This window comes from Filimonas zeae (assembly GCF_014641615.1).
Taxonomy (GTDB): Bacteria; Bacteroidota; Bacteroidia; order Chitinophagales; family Chitinophagaceae; genus Filimonas; species Filimonas zeae.
Window position 1 is genome coordinate 467,209 of record NZ_BMIB01000003.1, and the last position, 18,231, is coordinate 485,439.

Below are 18,231 nucleotides of genomic sequence, written 5' to 3' on the forward strand. Positions count from 1 at the left end.
CTACACATCTACTTTTACTTTATGGTAGCCGGCTTTATAATAAGTACGGAAATATTCATCCGCCGATATTTTACCGCTGCCTTCAATTACAAAGCCAATCAGCATTACCAGTGCAACCATGCTCAACCACAGTTCAGCGCTGTTATCCAGCGTAAAGTTGGGCAGGTTTACAAAAAGCACCGCACCCAGTAATATAGGTATCTGTAACAGGCACATAGCTCTTGTGGCCAGCCCGGTTAATATAAACAAACCACCTATCAGGTGCGTCCATGCAATAATACCCGCCAGTACCGGCGTAAAGCTACCGGCCAGCCGGCTGTTTTCAATCAGTGATTCCAGATGGCTGCTGTCTCCTACAAAAGTAATCCCCTTAATAAACAGCATCCCACCCAGTAATATTCTCGGTATCACCAGCCATTTGGGCTGATTCAGCGAGGTTTCGTGTCGCAGTTGATGTAAAAGGTTCATAATTGTACAGTTTTATACAATTAAAACGTTCCTGCGCACGAAATGGTTGCCCCTTTACTGTTAAATAAGCAATGCTTAAACACCGATATTTTAAGGTTTTTTCCCTTCCAATGGCATAGTTCTTGAATTTTTAGCATTCAAATAACAAAACGCCTGATGATTCATTTTTACGCTAAATACGTCTCATATGAAAATGAAGCATCTACTGGCAACCGGTATAACCGCCGCTGCCACCGCTGCCATTGTACTGGTAAGCTGTTCTAAAAACGATTCGTCTGCCAATGACCAGCCGGTACCGGCCGGTAAACAGTCTGTGGCCCTGTATCTTACGGATGACCCGGGCTATTTTGACCATGTATATGTGGATATTCAGTCGGTACAGGTGCTGGTAGATACCTGTGATAAAGACATGAATAACTGGAACAACTGGAACCAGCGTGATGATAGTTGCCGTAGCTGGGAAACGCTGCAGATGCGCGCGGGGGTATACGATATATTGTCGCTCCGCAACGGGCTGGATACTCTGCTGGCAACAGGTATGATACCCGAGGGTAAGGTGAAAAAGATTAAGATTGAAATTGGTTCCCGCAACAGTCTGGTAAAAGACAACAGCACCTATCCGCTGTTGCTGCCTGGAAACAGAACCTCCGCTACTATTACGCTGAGCCTGAAGGGGAACGAGTGGGAGAAAATAGCTTCCGGCAAATACCGCCTGTGGCTGGACTTTGATGTACAACGCTCTATTATTACCGTACGTAATAACACCTTCTATTTAAACCCAAGGTTGCGTTGGTTTATTCAGAAAACCACTGCCTCCTTATCTGGTTATGTAAAACCGCAGGACGCTTATCCGGTAATCAGTGTATTCAATAATAGCGATACCGCCTATGCGCTGCCTGAAAAAGATGGCCGGTTTAAGGTGCGTGGTTTGCCTGCGGGTACCTATTCGGTATTTGTAAATGCTTCCAACGGCTACCAGGATACTACCATAACCAATATAGAATTAGGAATGGGTGATGATAAAAACCTGAAAACAATTCAGCTACGCAAATAACCAACATAATTTCCCCCCCCATCTTCCGGGCTGCCCTGTTAGCGGGGCGGCCTTTTTTATGTATGTACAGGCATCTGTTGTAATATTTTGCCTTTCCGCTGCACTAATGTGTTTGTTACGTTATTCCGTTAACTGTTAAACACAACACATGATTCAATTCAGGCATGTAAAAAAAGCATATCATACCCGCACTATACTGGATATACCGGAGCTGCAATTGCACAGTGGCCTGTACTGGATTAAGGGGGGCAACGGCTCAGGCAAAACCACCCTGCTTAAAATGGTGGCAGGTATTATTCCTTTTGAAGGAGATATTTTTTTTCAACAGACAAGTCTGCACGGGCAGCCGGTGCCATACAGGCGGCAGGTAAGCTGGGCTGAGGCAGAGCCGCAATACCCCTCTTTTCTTACGGGCACCCAGTTGCTGAAGCTATACCTGAATGTGCGCCGGTTGCCCTGGAGCCAGGCAGAACCCCTGTTAGCAGCATTGGATATGCAGGGGTGGATACACCTGCCGGTGGGTACTTATTCTGCGGGTATGACCAAAAAACTATCGCTGGTTCTGGCACTTTGCAGTAACACGCCGGTAATGGTACTGGATGAACCGCTTATTACGCTGGATACCACTTCTGTAAAAGTGTTGTGCGAATGGATACTGCGTATGCAGCAGCAAGCGGGAACCCTGTTTCTGATGAGCTCGCACCAGCAGCTGGACGATAGCGTAGCCTTGCCGGTAACAGTATATGAAGTGTATAACAGTCAACTCCGTTTAGCATGAAACAACCTTTATGGCTGCTGATAAAATCGTTGGTGCTGCCTTTTTACAAAGAAAATACAGGCGTGTTCTTTTTTGTGTTTGTAATTATGTTTGGGGTGGTGAATATGGTAGATGGAGCGGGTATTTTTGAATACCATTACTCCCTTGCCAAAGGCATGCTGGCGCACCGCTTATTTTTGCTGCCGGTTCTGGCGGCATGGGCGCTTTATCTGCGTAAGGGCGTAGCCTTTATAACGGGGGCGCTGCAACGGCCTGCCTATAGTTTTCTGTATATACTCCGCAGCCTTCCGCTGCGCAAACAGTGGTGGTTGTGGCTGGGGGTGGTTGCAGCACTGTTTTTTCCCGTGTTGGTATATATGGTATGGGTGGTGTATGTGGGGGCAGGGCAGGGGCTTATAATAAACACTGTTATTACTTTGGGGGCAGCGGTGGCCATGTGTGTAGCAGCGGCAGGCAGGCTGGTGTATTATCTCAGTCATCTGTATAATAACCATGTAGCCGGTAAGGTTAGTTGGACGCATCATATAACACTTTCTTACCCCGCAATATTACTGCTGCAGGTGGCGCGTACGCAAAAACTACTGTGGGCGGGTATTAAGATATATAGCTGTGGGGTATTGTATCTGGTGGCACGTAACAACAATGCGGAGGTATATGATATCAGCTTCCCGTTTTTGTTTTTCAACTTCGGCGTACTGGTAAACGGAATGATTATTTACCGTATGCGCGAGCTGGAAGAAACAGAGTTGCAGTTTTACCGCTCCTTACCTGTATCGCTGCTGCGCCGCTGGCTGGACTATGCAGTGTTATATGCCGTATTGCTGCTACCGGAACTGGTTACGCTTGCAGCACTTACACCGTTACAATTACACGTTGCCGATGCCTGCCGTATTGCCGGCGTTGCCTACAGCACGGTATTGCTGATGCACAGCCTTTCTTTTCTGCGGGCGTTTACCCCCGGAGAATACCTGAAAGTACTGGCTGGCTTGTTTGGGTTGCAGATACTGCTGGTTATTTACAGCCAGTGGCTGGGTATGAGTGTGCTGTTTATGGCTGCCGCCGGGGGCATCTATTATTATGGGTATTACCGTTATCAGCCTGCTACCGGTGCGGGGGCACACGTGGTATAAAAAAGCCCCTTCCTGTGCAGGTAAGGGGCTTTTAAAAAAGTGGTATATAGGTACTACAGTATTAATATCAGCAGCAACACAATAATCAAAATACCCGCCAGTGAAATATATACGCCACCACCGCCCATAGCTTTGGCTTCCTTGCGCATCATTTTCATTTCTTCCTTCATGGCTTTGCGTTCCGCAGTGGTAAGCTTGTATTTATCTGTATGTTTAATTTCTTCCACACGTGCTTTAATTTCTTCGGCGCGTGCTTCTTTTTCAGTGGGCGACATAGCTGCCGCATGCTCTCTCATTTCGCGGTTGCTGAGGCCGGAAGCTTGTGCGGTAAACGTGCTGGTACATAGGAGTACAGCTAATGCAGGTAACAGGTGTTTGCGTTTCATAGTGTATGGATTTTCTCGTTAACAACAATATCAGTAAGACAAAAAGCCGACCGGAAATGCTGCGGCAGAAACAAAGTGAAAAGAAATATATTTACATAGATGATATAAACAAAAAGAGGCTGCCTTTGTATATGGGGGCAACCTCTTCAGAGCAGGCAAATGCCTGTAATATGCTTGAATTTCTACAGAATCAGAATCAGCACCAGAATGATAATCAGAATACCGGCCAATGAAATATAGATGCCGCCACCGCCAACAGCTTTGGCTTCTTTGCGCATCATTTTCATTTCAGCTTTCAGTTCCTTTTTTTCAGCGGTAGTGAGGTTCGATTTGTCCATGTTTTTAATTTCCTCTACGCGCATTTTAATTACTTCAGCGCGTTGTTGTTTTTCTTCCGCCGTCATGGCTTCCACGCGATCTCTTATTTCGCGGTTGCTTAAGCCATTGGCCTGTGCGCCAAAAGAAAACAGCAGTAAAAGTGTGAGTGCAGGTAAGAGATGTTTTATTTTCATAGCTTGTACATTTTAACAGCAGTAAAACAAAAATGCGTCCAAAAGCAGAACGGGGGGCATTGTTAGGGTTTCAAGCGGGCTTTTCAGCTGTTTTTTGGGGAAAATGTTGCCGTTTTGCAACAAAACGCGATTATTGGTTGAAAACTACCCGATATGACTATCTTGGTTACCGAACCCGCCCTAAAATGTGATACCGACTTATGAATGTGCTTATTTATGCGTTTCTGATTTGTTCCATGATAGACTTGTTTACGTATCAGTTTACCGATGTAGACATCATGTTTGGGGGCCTCGCTTTTCTGGTTTGGGCATTTATTGCAGTAGAAACAACTATTGCTATAATATGGATAAGAAATAAAGAATTAATTGATAGCAGACCGTTCCTGGCGGTTTTACTTACGGCGCCTGGATGGCTTTATGTATTTATTCATTTTTGTGGTCTTTTCATGGCATTCATCAGCCTGCTAAGCAAGATCGGTTAATCTTATCGTAAGATGAAAGATGTGTCGTCAGGGGATTAGGTTACAGCAGTATCAGAAATAAAAAAAGGAAGGCTGCTTGTTTCAAAATGACATGGTTAATCCGGTGAGCCCTCAGTATTACTCTGGCATTTCGGATCTTATGCTTTAGTTTTAAACAAGTCTTGCGCACTTCCTTTGTTTCTCTCCGCTCCGAGAGAGCGATAAAGAAGAGCAAAGGTAAGATAAAGGGCTTAATACTCAAATTTTTTAAATCCTGATTCAAACAATGGCGCTTATATCTAAAGTTGGTTTATATGAGCTTTATTGAACTGGATCTGTCTGTAATTAAGACTAGACTGGCAACTGAAGTATTGAATCGGGACATTCATGAACCGTTTCATTTTTTGCCCGATGAGTTAATCGAGTATGCTAAAGGTAAGGGATTAAATGTCGAAGTGAGGCCGATTATGAATTGGGAAGAATTTGAATGGGGAAGAATTGACTTTGGTAAAGACGATTTCAGAAAAATTGTTTTTAGCGAAAATGGATACGGCTTCGAAAAGGGCAGATGGATTTATATTTCTGACGAATTATTGGCAATAAAGAAAGCAGCGGAGTTCGAGCTGGATAACTTTGATCAGTTCGTGAGTTATTATGAAGATATGTTTAAGATGGATTTTTTCCAGCCTGGTGATCATATTATAATATCGTATTCTCTTAAACTGATTATAATTATCCATCATGATGGTTACCTGATTAGAATAACATAGCTGTTGTATTAAATTATAACAATATTGCATTATGAAATATCTGTTGTTGTCTGTAGTTTTTTTGTTGGTATCCTGCGATGGGTTTACAGATCGTGAGCTTAAACTGGATGGTAATTATGTCAGATACAAGAATATTCGGAACTTTTAAAGAACAAAATGCTGCTTATGGCGACTGGTCATCTGTGCGTGAATTTGTGAATGAGAACGTAAATGCAATTTATGACATGCAAAAACTTGTCTATTACCTGAAGTCTGCGGGAATTGTTTGTGTAACCAGTGGAATGAACTTTACACATGCATTTACAGGAGAAAAATTTTCAGGTTCATATGCGATACTTACTGCCGGCAGATACCCGCTATGTGTATTCACACGCTGCAAGCCTGATGGCAGGGGCGTGTAAACCTATTTCCGGCGCAGTATTTACTGCACTCACCGGCGGCCTTTTACCCTGACGTTTACGTAATGCGTACCTTGTTCTTAAATGCACCTGGGCACGGGTACAGTACGGCTGGCCGGCAGCAGATCACTTTCCCATTTTTCAACAGGTATTACACGGGTAACAGGCATAGCAATCAACAACCTGCTACAGTCTGGTCGCCCGGCACAGTACCTCTTACAAGGCACTTTTACAGCTGTGTAACATACCTCCGTGCTGCATACACGGGGTTGGTATAGTCCACCCGGAGTGCGCGGTACAACAAACGCACCCTTGTGTGTGTACGCTACAAGGGCTCCTATAGTCCACCCGGAGTGCGCGATACAACAAGCGCACCCTTGTGTGTGTGCGCTACAAGGGTTTGTATAGTCCACCCGGAGTGCACGACACAACAAGCGCACCCTTGTGTGTGTACGCTACAAGGGTTTGTATAGTCCACCCGGAGTGCGCGACACAACAAGCGCACCCTTGTGTGTGTACGCTACAAGGGTTTGTATAGTCCACCCGGAGTGCGCGACACAACAAGCGCACCCCTGTGTGTGTACGCTACAAGGGTTTGTATAGTCCACCCGGAGTGCGCGATACAACAAGCGCACCCCTGTGTGTGTACGCTACAAGGGTTTGTATAGTCCACCCGGAGTGCGCGACACAACAAGCGCACCCCTATGTATGGACGCTACAAGGGGTGGGTAAGTACTCCCGCGCTGCGCGATACAACAATACCAACCTGTTGTAAGTTGCCGTACGGTAATAAATTTGTAGCCAAATGGTAATATAATCTGTTTATATTAATCATAACCTGGAGATTTCCGGTTTGTTTAATGGCACTTTTGCCTACCGTTGAATAGGCAGCACACTATACTGTTTCAGGTGTTGATGAATAATAAAGTATTTATATACGGGTATTGCTGGTTCAGTTCGCAATAAAAAGCTTTCTTTGCATCAGAACACTCAACAACCTTAAACCTAAACCGCGTGGAACGCCCTGCAAAACTATGCCTGCTCTGGCTGCTTCTGATGGCAACACCGTTGCTCTACGGGCAATATTCCACCCCTGCGGGTAAGGTGGTTCCGGTGCCTGCTTCCCGGTATCTCACTCCACGGACTTTTCGTTTACAAACTAAGGATACGCTGGTTAGCGCGGCAGATACTGTTGCGGCAACTGCACAAGCTATGGCGTTTACCCGGCAGATTGGCAAACCCGGTTATAGTTCTTACGTGCTGAAAGCACCTTCGCCCGGTTCGGAGGGGGCGCAGGCAATGGCCAACCTGAAAACACCTGCTTTTACCATCCACGGCAACATTTTATACAATGTAGATTACCGGTCTTATATAGATACGCCATACGCTGAGCAGGATATTTACTACCATACCCTGCAAACCTACTGGGATGTGGTGTATAAAAACCAGCTGCCTGTTCGCATATACCTCACCAACCGGTTCAGTAATTCTGCCTTTACCCGCCAGTTTACCGATGTGAGTATGAACTGGAACTCAGGTGATTATCATAACCGGTTGCAACAGGTATTGAATGCCTGGCCCAGCCCCTCGCTGCCATTTGATTCGGTGAATCGTTTGCAGCATCAGCTGGAGCAGGTTCAGCTGGAAAAATTACAGATGATGCAATGGTTGCAAAGTTCAGAAACGCTGCAACGCCTTATTAACATACGTGAGCGGGAACTGTGGGCGGCGCGCAACCCGGTTAATGTAGATACGATATGGAATTTTGAGCAATGGGAGTTACCCGGCCTGCAAAAGCCATCCATACCCGGTCAGCTGCCGCTGCCGGATTACCTGAAAAAGCGCAGTCCGTCAGGGAATTATAACCAACCTCCTGTAAATCTACCGCCATCACCGGCAGAAGACAGTGCTTTCCGCAAAAAGTATCAGGAGGTAAAAAAACTGGTAGATTCTCTGCAGCAGCAGTTGCCCAGGCTGGAAAAGGCTGCGCGGGAGGGTAAACAGTGGCTGGCCATACAGCAGCAGAATGAACGTATGCAGGTAAGCCGCCTTGCTTCCGCAAACGAAATGCAACGGGAGGTGCAGGCCAGGCAGATACCAGACAGTGCGCTGCCACCGGGGTACCGGTTTTTATGGGCGGTAAAAAGTTTTAGTATCGGCCGCACAGTAGTGAATTATTCAGAACTAACTGCCAAAAATGTAAGTATTAATGGGGTAAGACTGGAGTATAATCCCTCCTGGTATCTGGCTGTGGCAGCGGGTACCATTGATTACCGTTTCCGCGATTTCATTGTTAAAAATGCTGCTGCCCCGCCACAACATCTGTACCTGGTAAGGGTAGGCAGGGGGCAGATGAATGGTAATAACATCATTCTTACCTGGTACACGGGTAAAAAGCAATTATACAACAGCAGCGGTAACAGCGGGGGGCAGGTAACACAACCGGATTATCGTTTAATGGGTTTTTCGCTGGAAGGTAATTACAAACTGGGAGAGGCCACCCTGCTAACCGCAGAGCTGGCTAAGTCGTCCCTGCCTTATTACCATCAGGCTGGTGTTCAAAAGAATAATCTGTTTTCCGGCGTTACCCGCTTCAGCGAACATACCAATGAGGCGTACTCGCTAAAAGTGCAAACGGCTGTTAAAGCCACCGGTACCAGAGTTCAGGCTTTTTACAAAGTGTATGGCGCTGCGTTTCAGTCGTTCAGTCTTATTACCACCGGTATGCAGCAAAAAGCATGGATGGTAAAAGCAGATCAGCCTTTTTTACGCAACAGGTTACTGGTAACGGCTTCTCTGAAAAAGAATGACTATAGCAACCCTGCTGCTAACACAGGGTATCAAAACAATATTGTGTTTAAAAGTGTTCAGGCTACCCTGCGCGTTCCGCGCTGGCCGGTTATGATGGCGGGATATTACCCCAGTTCGCAGCTTACCAGCCTGGGTAATGGTGCGTATACCGAAAATCTGTTTTATACAATGGTGGCCAATCTGAGCCATTACTACAATGTAAAAGGAGTGGGTATGACTTCTACAGCCATGTATACACGTTTTTATAATAAACAGGCCGACAGCGGTTTTGTATATGCCAATACTACCAACCTGCAGGCTACGCAGCAGTTGTTTTACCAAAAGCTCACCTGCCGGTCAACCGCAGCCATAGCACTGGGAAGCGATTACAATCTGTATACCTGGGATAACGAAATGCAGTATACCATTCTGCAATGGCTAAAAGCGGGTGTGGGCGTTAAATACAATTATCAGACACAGTATAACATTAAACAATTCGGCTATAAGTCAATGGTTTCGGTAGTTATTAAAAAACTGGGCGAAATACAACTTATGGCAGACAAAGGGTTTATTCCTGGCGCCAACAGGCGGCTGGTAGCGAACAATACCGGCAGATTTAGTTTTTTCAGAATATTCTAACATCTTCAATATGACTTGTAAAAAGATGCTTTTGGGTTTTTGCTTACTGTTTTCAGGCTACCTGCGGGCGCAGCTGGGTATAACGGTACAGGTGCCTCCGGTAGGGGTTATACAAAAAACACAGCTATGGAATCTGCTGCTGGTAAATGCCGGCGATGTGGCGTATGATGTGGAAGTAAATATTACCGTATCAGCCGCGCCGGACAATAATCCGGTAATGACGGGTGCGGGTAAAATGGTGCATGCGCCTAAGGGAACTACGCAGTTGCGGTATGCCGATTTTGAACCGGTCAGCTACCGGTATCTGTCGCCTGCTTTTAATAACGACCTGCGACCCGATGGTTTTATACCTGTTGGCAGTTACACGGTTTGTTATACCGTAGGCCGCTGGAAAGGCGATGCCTGGGAGCCGCTTACGGAAGATTGTATTCACCTGGAAGTACAGCCGCTGAGCCCTCCGGTGCTTAATACCCCTGCAGATAAAGACAGCATAATGGTTTTATATCCGCAATTTACCTGGCTGCCGCCGGCCCCCTTATCGCTGTTCCGTGCGCTTACCTACGATTTGGTAGTGGCACCGGTGCTGGCAGGGCAATCGCCTGAACAGGCTATACAGCAGAATATGCCTGTGTATACTGAGGGAAATCTCAGCAATGTTATGAGCGTTTACCCGGCCTCGGCCCATGCGCTGGATACCAGCCGATGGTATGCCTGGGCCGTTATTGCCCGCAATAACCGGCAGGTAATATCGCAGAGTGAGGTGTGGAGTTTTTGGGTAAAAGGCGGACAAAAAACAGAAGCAGAGCTCGAAAGCGCCAGCCTGGTAGTGTTAAAAAAAGAAGAAGAGGCCATAGGGATTACCGCGCTGCCTGGTGAAAAAATAGGAATACACTATTATTCGTTTGATACAGCGTATAAGGCAACACTACAGTTTGTGGGGGCCGATGGAAAGGTAATACAGGAAGTGGAACAGCAGGTAAACTATGGCGATAATGCCTGGTGGTTGCCTTTGAATAAAACGTTCCGGGCCAATACCGTATACCGGTTGCAATTAACCACCCAAACCAGGCAGCGCTATACAGCAGCTTTCTATATTCAACAAAAAACAAAGTAAAACATCATCAGATAATACACGGTTATGATTCAACTCCTGGCGCTTAAATACACCCGAACCGTTGCCTGTTTTATGGCAGTGCTACTGTATACATCCTTTGTAATGCCGGTATATGTAGCTGCACGTACTATGGATGCTGCTATGCGGCAAAGCCGTTACTATGCCGTTTATAACCCTGCACCACGTGCTACAGGTAATATAACTGCTGCCCCAACGCCATATTATACGGTGGCGGCAGCACCTGAAGAAACTACCGCAGAAAAACCACGTGAGCAAGCGGCAACTTCCTTTATAGATGGACCCAGCCAGCCCGAAATGTCCTCTTTTAAATCGGTAAGTACCGATAATATGGTCAACCTGTTTACCGGGGATTTCTCGTATAATATTCCGTTGATGGATGTGGGTGGTTACCCGGTAAACATTTTTTACGATGGCAGTGTGGGTATGGAGCAGGATGCCAGCTGGGTAGGCCTTGGCTGGAATATTAACCCGGGTAACATTAACCGCAACACCCGCGGGGTGCCGGATGATTTTAACGGAGAAGATACACTGATACAGGAGCAGAACATGAAGCCCAATATCACCTGGGGAGCAAGCGTAGGCCCCAATCTGGAAATAACAGGTATAAAGGGGGCCGAGGCGCTGTCTATTTCAATGGGGTATAGCCTGGGTATGACTTATAATAATTATCTCGGCCCCTCACTGGAACTGGGGTTAAAAGCGGGCCTCGGGTTCCGGCTTGCCAGGCTGGGAGAAAAAAGTACGGGAGATTCTGCAGGGTCGTTACGGCTGGGAATGGGAGTGAGTGGCAACATCAGTTCACGCTACGGAACTACCATTTCGCCCAATATATCGCTATCCGGATCTGCATTTTTGAAAGACAGATCTGCTACGCTGGGACTGACTGCTTCTACCAGCTATAATTCGCGTTCAGGTATTAAAGATATTCAGATCAGCGAACAGATGAGTGTTAACCGGCAGGTAGATAAAAAATACATCAAAGAAACTTCCGAATGCACTTTCAAAGTAATTAACGATCATTATTCTTCCACTAATGCTGCAACCCTGCACAGTAATAACATCTCTTTTGCGCGTCCCAGTTACACACCGGCTTTACGTTTGCCGGTAACCAACGAAAACTATGCAGGGCGTTTTCAGGCAGGTGCCGGCCTTTTGGGTATTTATGGTTCAACTGAATGGGAGTTGTATCGTCAAAAAGCAGAGGTTGCGCCTGAAAACAGGGTTATGTATAAACCTATGGTGGGGTATCTGTATTACCAGCAGGCGGTTAACAACCCCAATGCTGTAATGGATTTTACCCGCCTTAACGATAAGGAGGTTACCAGTACTACCCCTATTATATCGGCTCCACAATATTCATATGATGTTTTTTCTATTCAGGGAGAAGGCACAGGTGGAAGCATAAGGGCTTACCGGAACGATATAGGTTATGTGCGGGATAACCTTACCACTACTAAAGATAAAAGTTTGTCTATAGGTGTGGATATTGGTATTCCGGGCCATTTTGGTGCCAATGTAAATATTGTAAAAACACCTTCTTCCATAGGTGAATGGAATCAGGGTAATAAACTAAAAGATGTAACACGTTTTTCTGCCCCCTGGGAAGTGGGGGAGAACGTATATTTCAAAAACCCTGCTGAAAAAAGTGTTATCAGGGCCTCGCAATACGAAGGAATAGGCAATGCAGATCTGGTGCGTTTTGCTATGGCAGGAAGCGATAGGTCGCCAACCATTGAGCCACAGTTAATCCGCTATTCTAAAGAAGGGGTTTCTCTCGGTGTTAAAAACATTAAACAAGCAGACCTTAGCCGTAAAAAGCGGTCGCAGGTAATCAGTTTTCTTACGGCGGAGGAAGCCAGCGTTGCCGGGTTAGATACCGCTATTAAATCTTATTTACCTGGTATAGGAAATACCCTGTCCGGCACACTCATTCCACGTGTGGGCGGATACCGGAAAAAGCATCATTTATCTGAAATTGATGTGCTGGAACCGGATGGGAAAAGATATGTATATGGTATTCCGGCTTATAACCACATGCAGAAAGATTTTACTTTTTCTGTAAGCGATCAGTCGCAGGGCGATACGGTACTTATAACAGAAGCCGGCTATATGGGCATCGGTTCGTCTTTACTCAATAATACTAAAAAGGATGGCTATGTACAAACATCCCAAACGCCTGCACATGCACATTCCTTTTTATTATCGGGCATCTTATCTCCTGATTATACAGATATTACCGGCGATGGCATTTCTGATGATGATTTGGGTACAGCCGTAAAATTTAACTACTCCTGTATGATGAAGGCGGGGAAGCCTGTTTTTCATAAGTGGCGTACACCGCTATCTGCTACACAGCAGGCTAACTATAACAGGGGGCTGTTAAGTGAGGATAAGGATGACAAGGGCCTGGTGTCTTACGGTGAAAGGGAATCCTGGTATCTGCATTCTATTGAATCTAAAACTATGGTGGCCGTTTTTACACTTAGTAATAAAAGACTGGATGGTAAAGGCGCGGTAAGTTATTTGGGCGGGGTAGACGTTAACGATACTGTTACGGTTCAAAAGCTCGACCGTATCGATCTTTATAACAAAGCCGATCTGGCACTAAATGGTAGTGCTGCCAAAGCAGTAAAATCGGTATTTTTCCGTTACAGCCAAACCTTGTGTGCCAAAACCCCCAACAACCCTGCGGGTACAGGTAAGCTAACGCTGGACAGCATATTGTTTGCCTATAACGGCCAAACTACCGTAGGCAACAAAGACAAATATATATTCTCGTATGTAAACGGCAGTACGGGTAATCCGGCCTACGAACTGAACGGAACAGATCGTTGGGGAAATTATAAGCCGCGCAGTCAGAACCCGCAGTCGTTGCCTAACAGAGATTATCCCTATTCTTTACAGGATACCCTGTTAAAATCTACTATTCATAATAACGCGGGTGCCTGGGCGTTGAAAAAGATACTGCTACCTTCCGGTGGACAAATAGAGGTGGAATATGAAAGTGATGATTATGCTTTTGTGCAGAACAGGCGTGCTATGGATATGATGACGATAGTAGGTTTTGGTAAAGATGCCACTGCTTTTTCCTCCCGTTTATATGAAGTAAATGGCGATGGTGAAGTAAACGAAAACAATTTTCTTTTTATACGTGTGCCTGAGGCGTGTAGTGGTACTACTGATGTAATGGCCAAATATCTTGATGGTGTTAAACAACTGGCGGTAAAGCTGCTGGTTAAAATGCCTAAGAGGGAAGAAATGGTGCCCGCCTATACTACTTTCAGTAATTATGGTGTGTACAGTGCCGACTCCCGTATTATATGGGTGCAAATGAATACCGTGGATGGTATTAGCCCACTTTCGTTGGCTGCTGTAGAGTTTCTGCGCGAGCAGTTGCCGGGGCAGGCCTTTCCGGGCTATGATGTATCAGAAGGTACCGGACTACAGCAGGTGGGCGCTATGTTAACCGGCATGTTGAGTGGTTTAAAAAATGCCTTTACCAATCCGCTGAACACGCTGAGGGGCGATAGCAAGGCAAGGTATGTTACAGTAGAAAAATCATTTGTGCGGCTTAACGATCCTGATGGGGTTAAATACGGTGGTGGCAACCGGGTAAAAGCAGTTCGCCTGAAAGATAACTGGCAGGCAATGACCCGGCAGTACAATACCATTTATGGCCAGCGCTACGATTATACTACCACCGAAGTGGTAAACGGAAAAACAAGAACTATCAGCAGCGGTGTAGCCTCTTACGAACCAGGGCAGGGCAGTGAAGAAAATCCATTACAAACCATTGCGCAGGTTGCTAATAGGCTGCCGCTTGGGCCAGCCTCTTACGGGTCTGTAGAGCTGCCTGTACTGGATGCCTTTTTCCCTGCACCATCGGTAGGGTATAGTAAGGTTACTGTTACTTCTATCAATAATATTCTGGACAGTAATAAAAACAAACTTTCGCGGTCGGGGGTAGGTAAACAGGTTACAGAGTTTTATACCGCAAAAGATTACCCGGTATATTACAGCCATACAGCACTGGAGCCTTCGGCAGATAAACAGTTGCACGAATCTTCTGTGCTTAGTTTCTTTCATAAGTATGCCAACGACTACCGGGCTTTATCGCAAGGATTTTTGGTTGCTACCAACGATATGCATGGGCAGCTTAAATCTAAAACCTCTTTTGCTGCTAATGATAGCACCAACCCTGTTCATTACACCGCTAACTACTTCAAAAATACCGGTGAAAAAGGCTTTGCTGAACAGTTTGATTTTGTGTATGGCGATAGCAGTGCGCTTATCCGCCAGGGAAATATGGGTATTGATGTAGAGCTGATGACAGACGTGCGTGAGTTTAGCGTGAAGAGCAACAGTTTTGAAGTGCAGGCTCAGGTAGATCTGTTTCCGGTAATTCTTCCTATATGGTTGCCATTTATATGGCCGGTAACAGGCAACAGTGAAAATACATACCGGGCTGTAACCACCACCAAGGTTGTTAATTACCGTTGCGTACTGGACAGCACGGTAGTTATTGATAAGGGTAGCCAGGCCTCCACCAAAAATCTGTATTACGATGCTGAAACCGGCGAGGTGCTGGTCAGTCGCACCAATAATGAATTTGATTTGCCTGTATTTAATACCAGCGTACCCGCGTGGTGGGCATATAGTGGTATGGGGCCTGCGTATAGAAATGTAGGTGCGTGGCAGAAAGGGGTAAACTTTCTGGATGGTAAAATAACCAGCGCAACCACTATACAGAATGTTATGGAGAGTGGTGACGAATTATACGTAAGTGACACCGGCAAACTAGCTACCAATGTTTGTGAAATGATTACGCCTTCGGGTAAACTTACCCGTATCTGGGCATTTGATCGTAATAAAAACAATACCTCTCTTACTGCTACTCCTGATCTGGTTTTTCTGGATGCCAGTGGCAAACCGGTTACCCGTAACAATGTAGGTGTCAAAATTGTGAGAAGTGGAAAGCGCAATCTGTTGTCGCAGTCAGCCGCAACCTATGCTACTATGAAGCTACCGGTTGTTACTTCCGGAAATAACGCTTATTTATCTGTGGTTGGCAACGATAAGGTAATAGCCGCAGGCGCAGTGGAATTCAGGGAAAGATGGCAGACTGATTTTGAAACCTTCAAAAGGTACCGCACTGTAGTTGACAACGCCAACTGTATTATTTATGAACAGCCTGATTGCAACGGATATATAGAAAAGACGGTTAACCCCTATACAAGAGGGTTGCTGGGCAATTTTGTAGCTGCACGCAGTAAAGTGTTTTATGGAGACAGAAAGAGTGACGCTGTTACAACGGATAGTACAGATATTACGGGGTATGGTTTTCTACAGCAGTTTTCACCTTACTGGTCATTTAATTCCGGTAAGCTTTTGCCAGATACGGCTTCTGCCAAATGGGTATGGAATACCGAAATTACCCGCGTTAACAACAAAGGCGCAGAAATTGAAAACCGCAATGCATTGAATATTTATACTGCTGCGTTGTACGGTTATAATAAGTCATTGCCGGTAGCCATTGCCAATAACGCCCGTTTGCATGAAGTATGGTACGATGGATTTGAAGATGCCACGTATAGCGAATTACTTGTACCGGGAGTAACCGTATGTAAACTAAACACGAGGGATGCCAATCCCCGTATTGTAGACAGCGCAGGTGCAGGTTTCAGTGCACATACCGGAAAAAAGGTAAAAGAAGTAGAGCCCAACAACTCTTCGGTGCAGACTTTCTTTTTAAACGCTGATGTTGCAGGTACAACACCACTGGCTATGGGCACGGCAAACAGGCTTTCTCTGGTAAACGAAGGTTGCAATGTAACCGTATTGTCAAAGTCACATTTCAGTATCACTGCCCAGGCTACGGATAATTTCCCGGAAATAAGAGTGTATTGTGGCGGCGTGCCGCAACAGAATACCAGCAACGGATGGACTAAGAATTACTCTTACAGTGTACTGGCTACGCAATATGTGAATATACAAACCAAAGGCAGCTATACGGTACAGTTAAGTAAAAATGGGAAAATTCTGAGAAGTATGCTGAGCAGCCTGATTATAGAAGATCTTGAGGGTATAGAGCAGCCGGGAACACTTGTAACGGGCAGTTCATCGGCCAGTGGTGCCAGCTATCGGTATTGCCTGGAAAAAGGTATCTATAAAATGTCGCTGAATATCAATGGTTCCTACAATTTCAGTTGTAACAATGACGGTGGTGTTATCAGACCGGAATGTACAGATCTGGTTGAAAACGATATTTTTTCAATGGGTTTTGTAAACGCTAATGTGGTCAACTATAAAGATCTTACCACACAAAGTGGCTGTTCTGCACTAACGGCTATTGCTGGTAGTAATGACATGATTAACCCACAACTGAATATCCCGCCGGGTAAAAAAATGTTATTGAGCGCGTGGGTTAAAAGCAGCTGTGCCAATGCGCAGGAAAATTGCAGTTATGTAGATATCAGATATGATAGAGTTTCTCTGGTAAAGTCTATTATGCCTGTTGGGCCGGTTATAGATGGCTGGCAAAAAATTGAGGGCGATTTTACGCTTCCTGCTGGTGCCAGCTCTATGGATATTGCACTCATAAACAACTCAGCCAATGCTGTCTGGTTCGATGATTTACGCATTCATCCGTACAACAGCAATATGAAAAGTTATGTGTATGATCCTGTTAACCTGCGCTTGCTGGCGCAGCTGGATGAAAATAACTATGCCAGCTTTTATGAGTATGATGAGGAGGGTACCTTAATACGTACCAAGGCCGAAACCGAAAGAGGCATTAAAACCATTCAGGAAACGCGTAGTTCCAAACAAAAAAGTATCAACAGTTTTCAATAGCAGGTAGCATGAAAAAGATAACACAATTTATTCAATATAATAAACGGTTGCTGCTATGTGGCTGCCTGATATGGGCAATGCCGCTGCTGTTGCCTGCACAGCATACAGATACCCTGCTGCAATACCGGCAGTTTGTTACCATATGCAACCAGTATAAAATGCTACCACTGCAGGCGGTGGTTCAGGTATACAGCCATATAAATATGCCTGGTAACAGTGCGGATACGGTTATACAGGAAGCCGCTTTTTATCTGGATAGCAGCGGTAGTTATATCCGTTATGGTGAGGTGGAACAGCTGGTAAATGACAGTTTGATGCTGCTGGTAAGCAATCAGGCCCGGAAGATGATGCTGTACAGTGGAAAACAAAATCTTACTGCGCAGCTACAGAAGGTATCTGGTTTTTTAATGGCTGATTCATCGGTGCAAAAGCTGGCAGGCGCGTTTACCGTGCAAGCACAATCTGTGGAGCAGCAAGCGCTGGCAGGATTGGTGCTGCAGAGCCGTTCCTGCTTACCGGTGAGTGCTTTGCCCAGGCAGGAGATTCAGGTACAATACCAGCTGCAAACCGGGCAACCGGTGCAGGTGGTGCAAACTGCCCGCGAACTGGTACCACTGCAACCTGCGGAGTATGAAATACTACGGCATCAGCCGGATAACGAAAACCGGCTGGTGGTAACTGAAGGAGGATATTACCTGATCAGAAAACGTACAGATATCTTCCGCTATCAGTCTGTTACCCACCACAGCCATCAACCGCTGCCGGTAACACTGAGTAGCCGGATAGCCCGCGGGGTTTCCGGTGAGTTTCATCCCACAGATGCTTTTAAAGATTATTCCCTTACGCTATTCTAACCCT

General features: G+C 45.7%; 13 protein-coding genes. 10 read left to right on the forward strand and 3 right to left on the reverse strand.

The window, feature by feature from the left end; translation table 11 throughout:
* Window positions 1-468 (reverse strand): DoxX family protein, encoded by a 468-nt coding sequence (locus tag IEY13_RS15050; protein ID WP_188953524.1) that lies wholly within the window; start codon window positions 466-468, stop codon window positions 1-3.
* A 187-nt stretch (window positions 469-655) separates the two neighbouring features.
* Between IEY13_RS15050 and IEY13_RS15055 the strand changes: the two genes are divergently transcribed.
* The 3 genes from IEY13_RS15055 (at window position 656) to IEY13_RS15065 (ending at window position 3,430) form a co-directional block, all read left to right on the forward strand.
* The gene (locus IEY13_RS15055) at window positions 656-1,522 is read left to right on the forward strand and encodes a DUF4382 domain-containing protein (protein WP_188953526.1); all 867 of its coding nucleotides are present in this window, start codon (window positions 656-658) and stop codon (window positions 1,520-1,522) included.
* Between the two features lie 148 nt (window positions 1,523-1,670).
* Window positions 1,671-2,300, forward strand: coding sequence for an ABC transporter ATP-binding protein (locus IEY13_RS15060; RefSeq protein ID WP_188953528.1), 630 nt, complete (start codon window positions 1,671-1,673; stop codon window positions 2,298-2,300).
* Window positions 2,297-3,430 (forward strand): hypothetical protein, encoded by a 1,134-nt coding sequence (locus IEY13_RS15065; RefSeq protein ID WP_188953530.1) that lies wholly within the window; start codon window positions 2,297-2,299, stop codon window positions 3,428-3,430. Before IEY13_RS15060 ends, IEY13_RS15065 begins: the two co-directional genes overlap by 4 nt.
* Window positions 3,431-3,483: 53 nt before the next feature.
* Here IEY13_RS15065 and IEY13_RS15070 read toward each other — a convergent pair whose 3' ends face one another.
* Window positions 3,484-3,816 (reverse strand): hypothetical protein, encoded by a 333-nt coding sequence (locus IEY13_RS15070; RefSeq protein ID WP_188953532.1) that lies wholly within the window; start codon window positions 3,814-3,816, stop codon window positions 3,484-3,486.
* Between the two features lie 182 nt (window positions 3,817-3,998).
* Window positions 3,999-4,328 (reverse strand): hypothetical protein, encoded by a 330-nt coding sequence (locus tag IEY13_RS15075; RefSeq protein WP_188953534.1) that lies wholly within the window; start codon window positions 4,326-4,328, stop codon window positions 3,999-4,001.
* Window positions 4,329-4,528: 200 nt separating this feature from the next.
* Between IEY13_RS15075 and IEY13_RS15080 the strand changes: the two genes are divergently transcribed.
* From IEY13_RS15080 to IEY13_RS15110, 7 genes are all read left to right on the forward strand, one after another.
* Complete coding sequence (locus IEY13_RS15080; RefSeq protein WP_188953536.1) at window positions 4,529-4,810, forward strand: hypothetical protein; 282 nt, start codon at window positions 4,529-4,531, stop codon at window positions 4,808-4,810.
* 293 nt (window positions 4,811-5,103) lie between these two features.
* Window positions 5,104-5,559: a hypothetical protein gene (locus IEY13_RS15085; protein WP_188953538.1), complete on the forward strand. Its 456-nt coding sequence runs from the start codon at window positions 5,104-5,106 to the stop codon at window positions 5,557-5,559.
* A gap of 116 nt (window positions 5,560-5,675) precedes the next feature.
* On the forward strand, window positions 5,676-5,960 hold the full coding sequence (locus tag IEY13_RS15090; protein WP_188953540.1) for a hypothetical protein: 285 nt from the start codon (window positions 5,676-5,678) through the stop codon (window positions 5,958-5,960).
* A 1,011-nt stretch (window positions 5,961-6,971) separates the two neighbouring features.
* Window positions 6,972-9,386, forward strand: a complete 2,415-nt coding sequence (locus IEY13_RS15095; RefSeq protein WP_188953542.1) for an OmpH family outer membrane protein — start codon at window positions 6,972-6,974, stop codon at window positions 9,384-9,386.
* A 10-nt stretch (window positions 9,387-9,396) separates the two neighbouring features.
* On the forward strand, window positions 9,397-10,500 hold the full coding sequence (locus tag IEY13_RS15100) for a hypothetical protein (protein WP_188953544.1): 1,104 nt from the start codon (window positions 9,397-9,399) through the stop codon (window positions 10,498-10,500).
* Window positions 10,501-10,524: 24 nt separating this feature from the next.
* Entirely contained in the window at window positions 10,525-17,373 is a 6,849-nt protein-coding gene (locus IEY13_RS15105) for a hypothetical protein (RefSeq protein ID WP_188953546.1), read from the forward strand.
* An 8-nt stretch (window positions 17,374-17,381) separates the two neighbouring features.
* Entirely contained in the window at window positions 17,382-18,227 is an 846-nt protein-coding gene (locus IEY13_RS15110; protein ID WP_188953548.1) for a hypothetical protein, read from the forward strand.
* Window positions 18,228-18,231 lie beyond the last annotated feature (4 nt).

Bases quoted from the DNA above. Each gene is read 5' to 3' on its own strand.
- IEY13_RS15085 (WP_188953538.1), top strand. From the start codon at position 5,104: ATGAGCTTTATTGAACTGGATCTGTCTGTAATTAAGACTAGACTGGCA.
- IEY13_RS15105 (WP_188953546.1), top strand. From the start codon at position 10,525: ATGATTCAACTCCTGGCGCTTAAATACACCCGAACCGTTGCCTGTTTT.
- IEY13_RS15100 (WP_188953544.1), top strand. From the start codon at position 9,397: ATGACTTGTAAAAAGATGCTTTTGGGTTTTTGCTTACTGTTTTCAGGC.
- IEY13_RS15075 (WP_188953534.1), bottom strand. From the start codon at position 4,328: ATGAAAATAAAACATCTCTTACCTGCACTCACACTTTTACTGCTGTTT.
- IEY13_RS15080 (WP_188953536.1), top strand. From the start codon at position 4,529: ATGAATGTGCTTATTTATGCGTTTCTGATTTGTTCCATGATAGACTTG.
- IEY13_RS15055 (WP_188953526.1), top strand. From the start codon at position 656: ATGAAAATGAAGCATCTACTGGCAACCGGTATAACCGCCGCTGCCACC.
- IEY13_RS15060 (WP_188953528.1), top strand. From the start codon at position 1,671: ATGATTCAATTCAGGCATGTAAAAAAAGCATATCATACCCGCACTATA.
- IEY13_RS15070 (WP_188953532.1), bottom strand. From the start codon at position 3,816: ATGAAACGCAAACACCTGTTACCTGCATTAGCTGTACTCCTATGTACC.
- IEY13_RS15090 (WP_188953540.1), top strand. From the start codon at position 5,676: ATGTCAGATACAAGAATATTCGGAACTTTTAAAGAACAAAATGCTGCT.
- IEY13_RS15065 (WP_188953530.1), top strand. From the start codon at position 2,297: ATGAAACAACCTTTATGGCTGCTGATAAAATCGTTGGTGCTGCCTTTT.
- IEY13_RS15050 (WP_188953524.1), bottom strand. From the start codon at position 468: ATGAACCTTTTACATCAACTGCGACACGAAACCTCGCTGAATCAGCCC.
- IEY13_RS15110 (WP_188953548.1), top strand. From the start codon at position 17,382: ATGAAAAAGATAACACAATTTATTCAATATAATAAACGGTTGCTGCTA.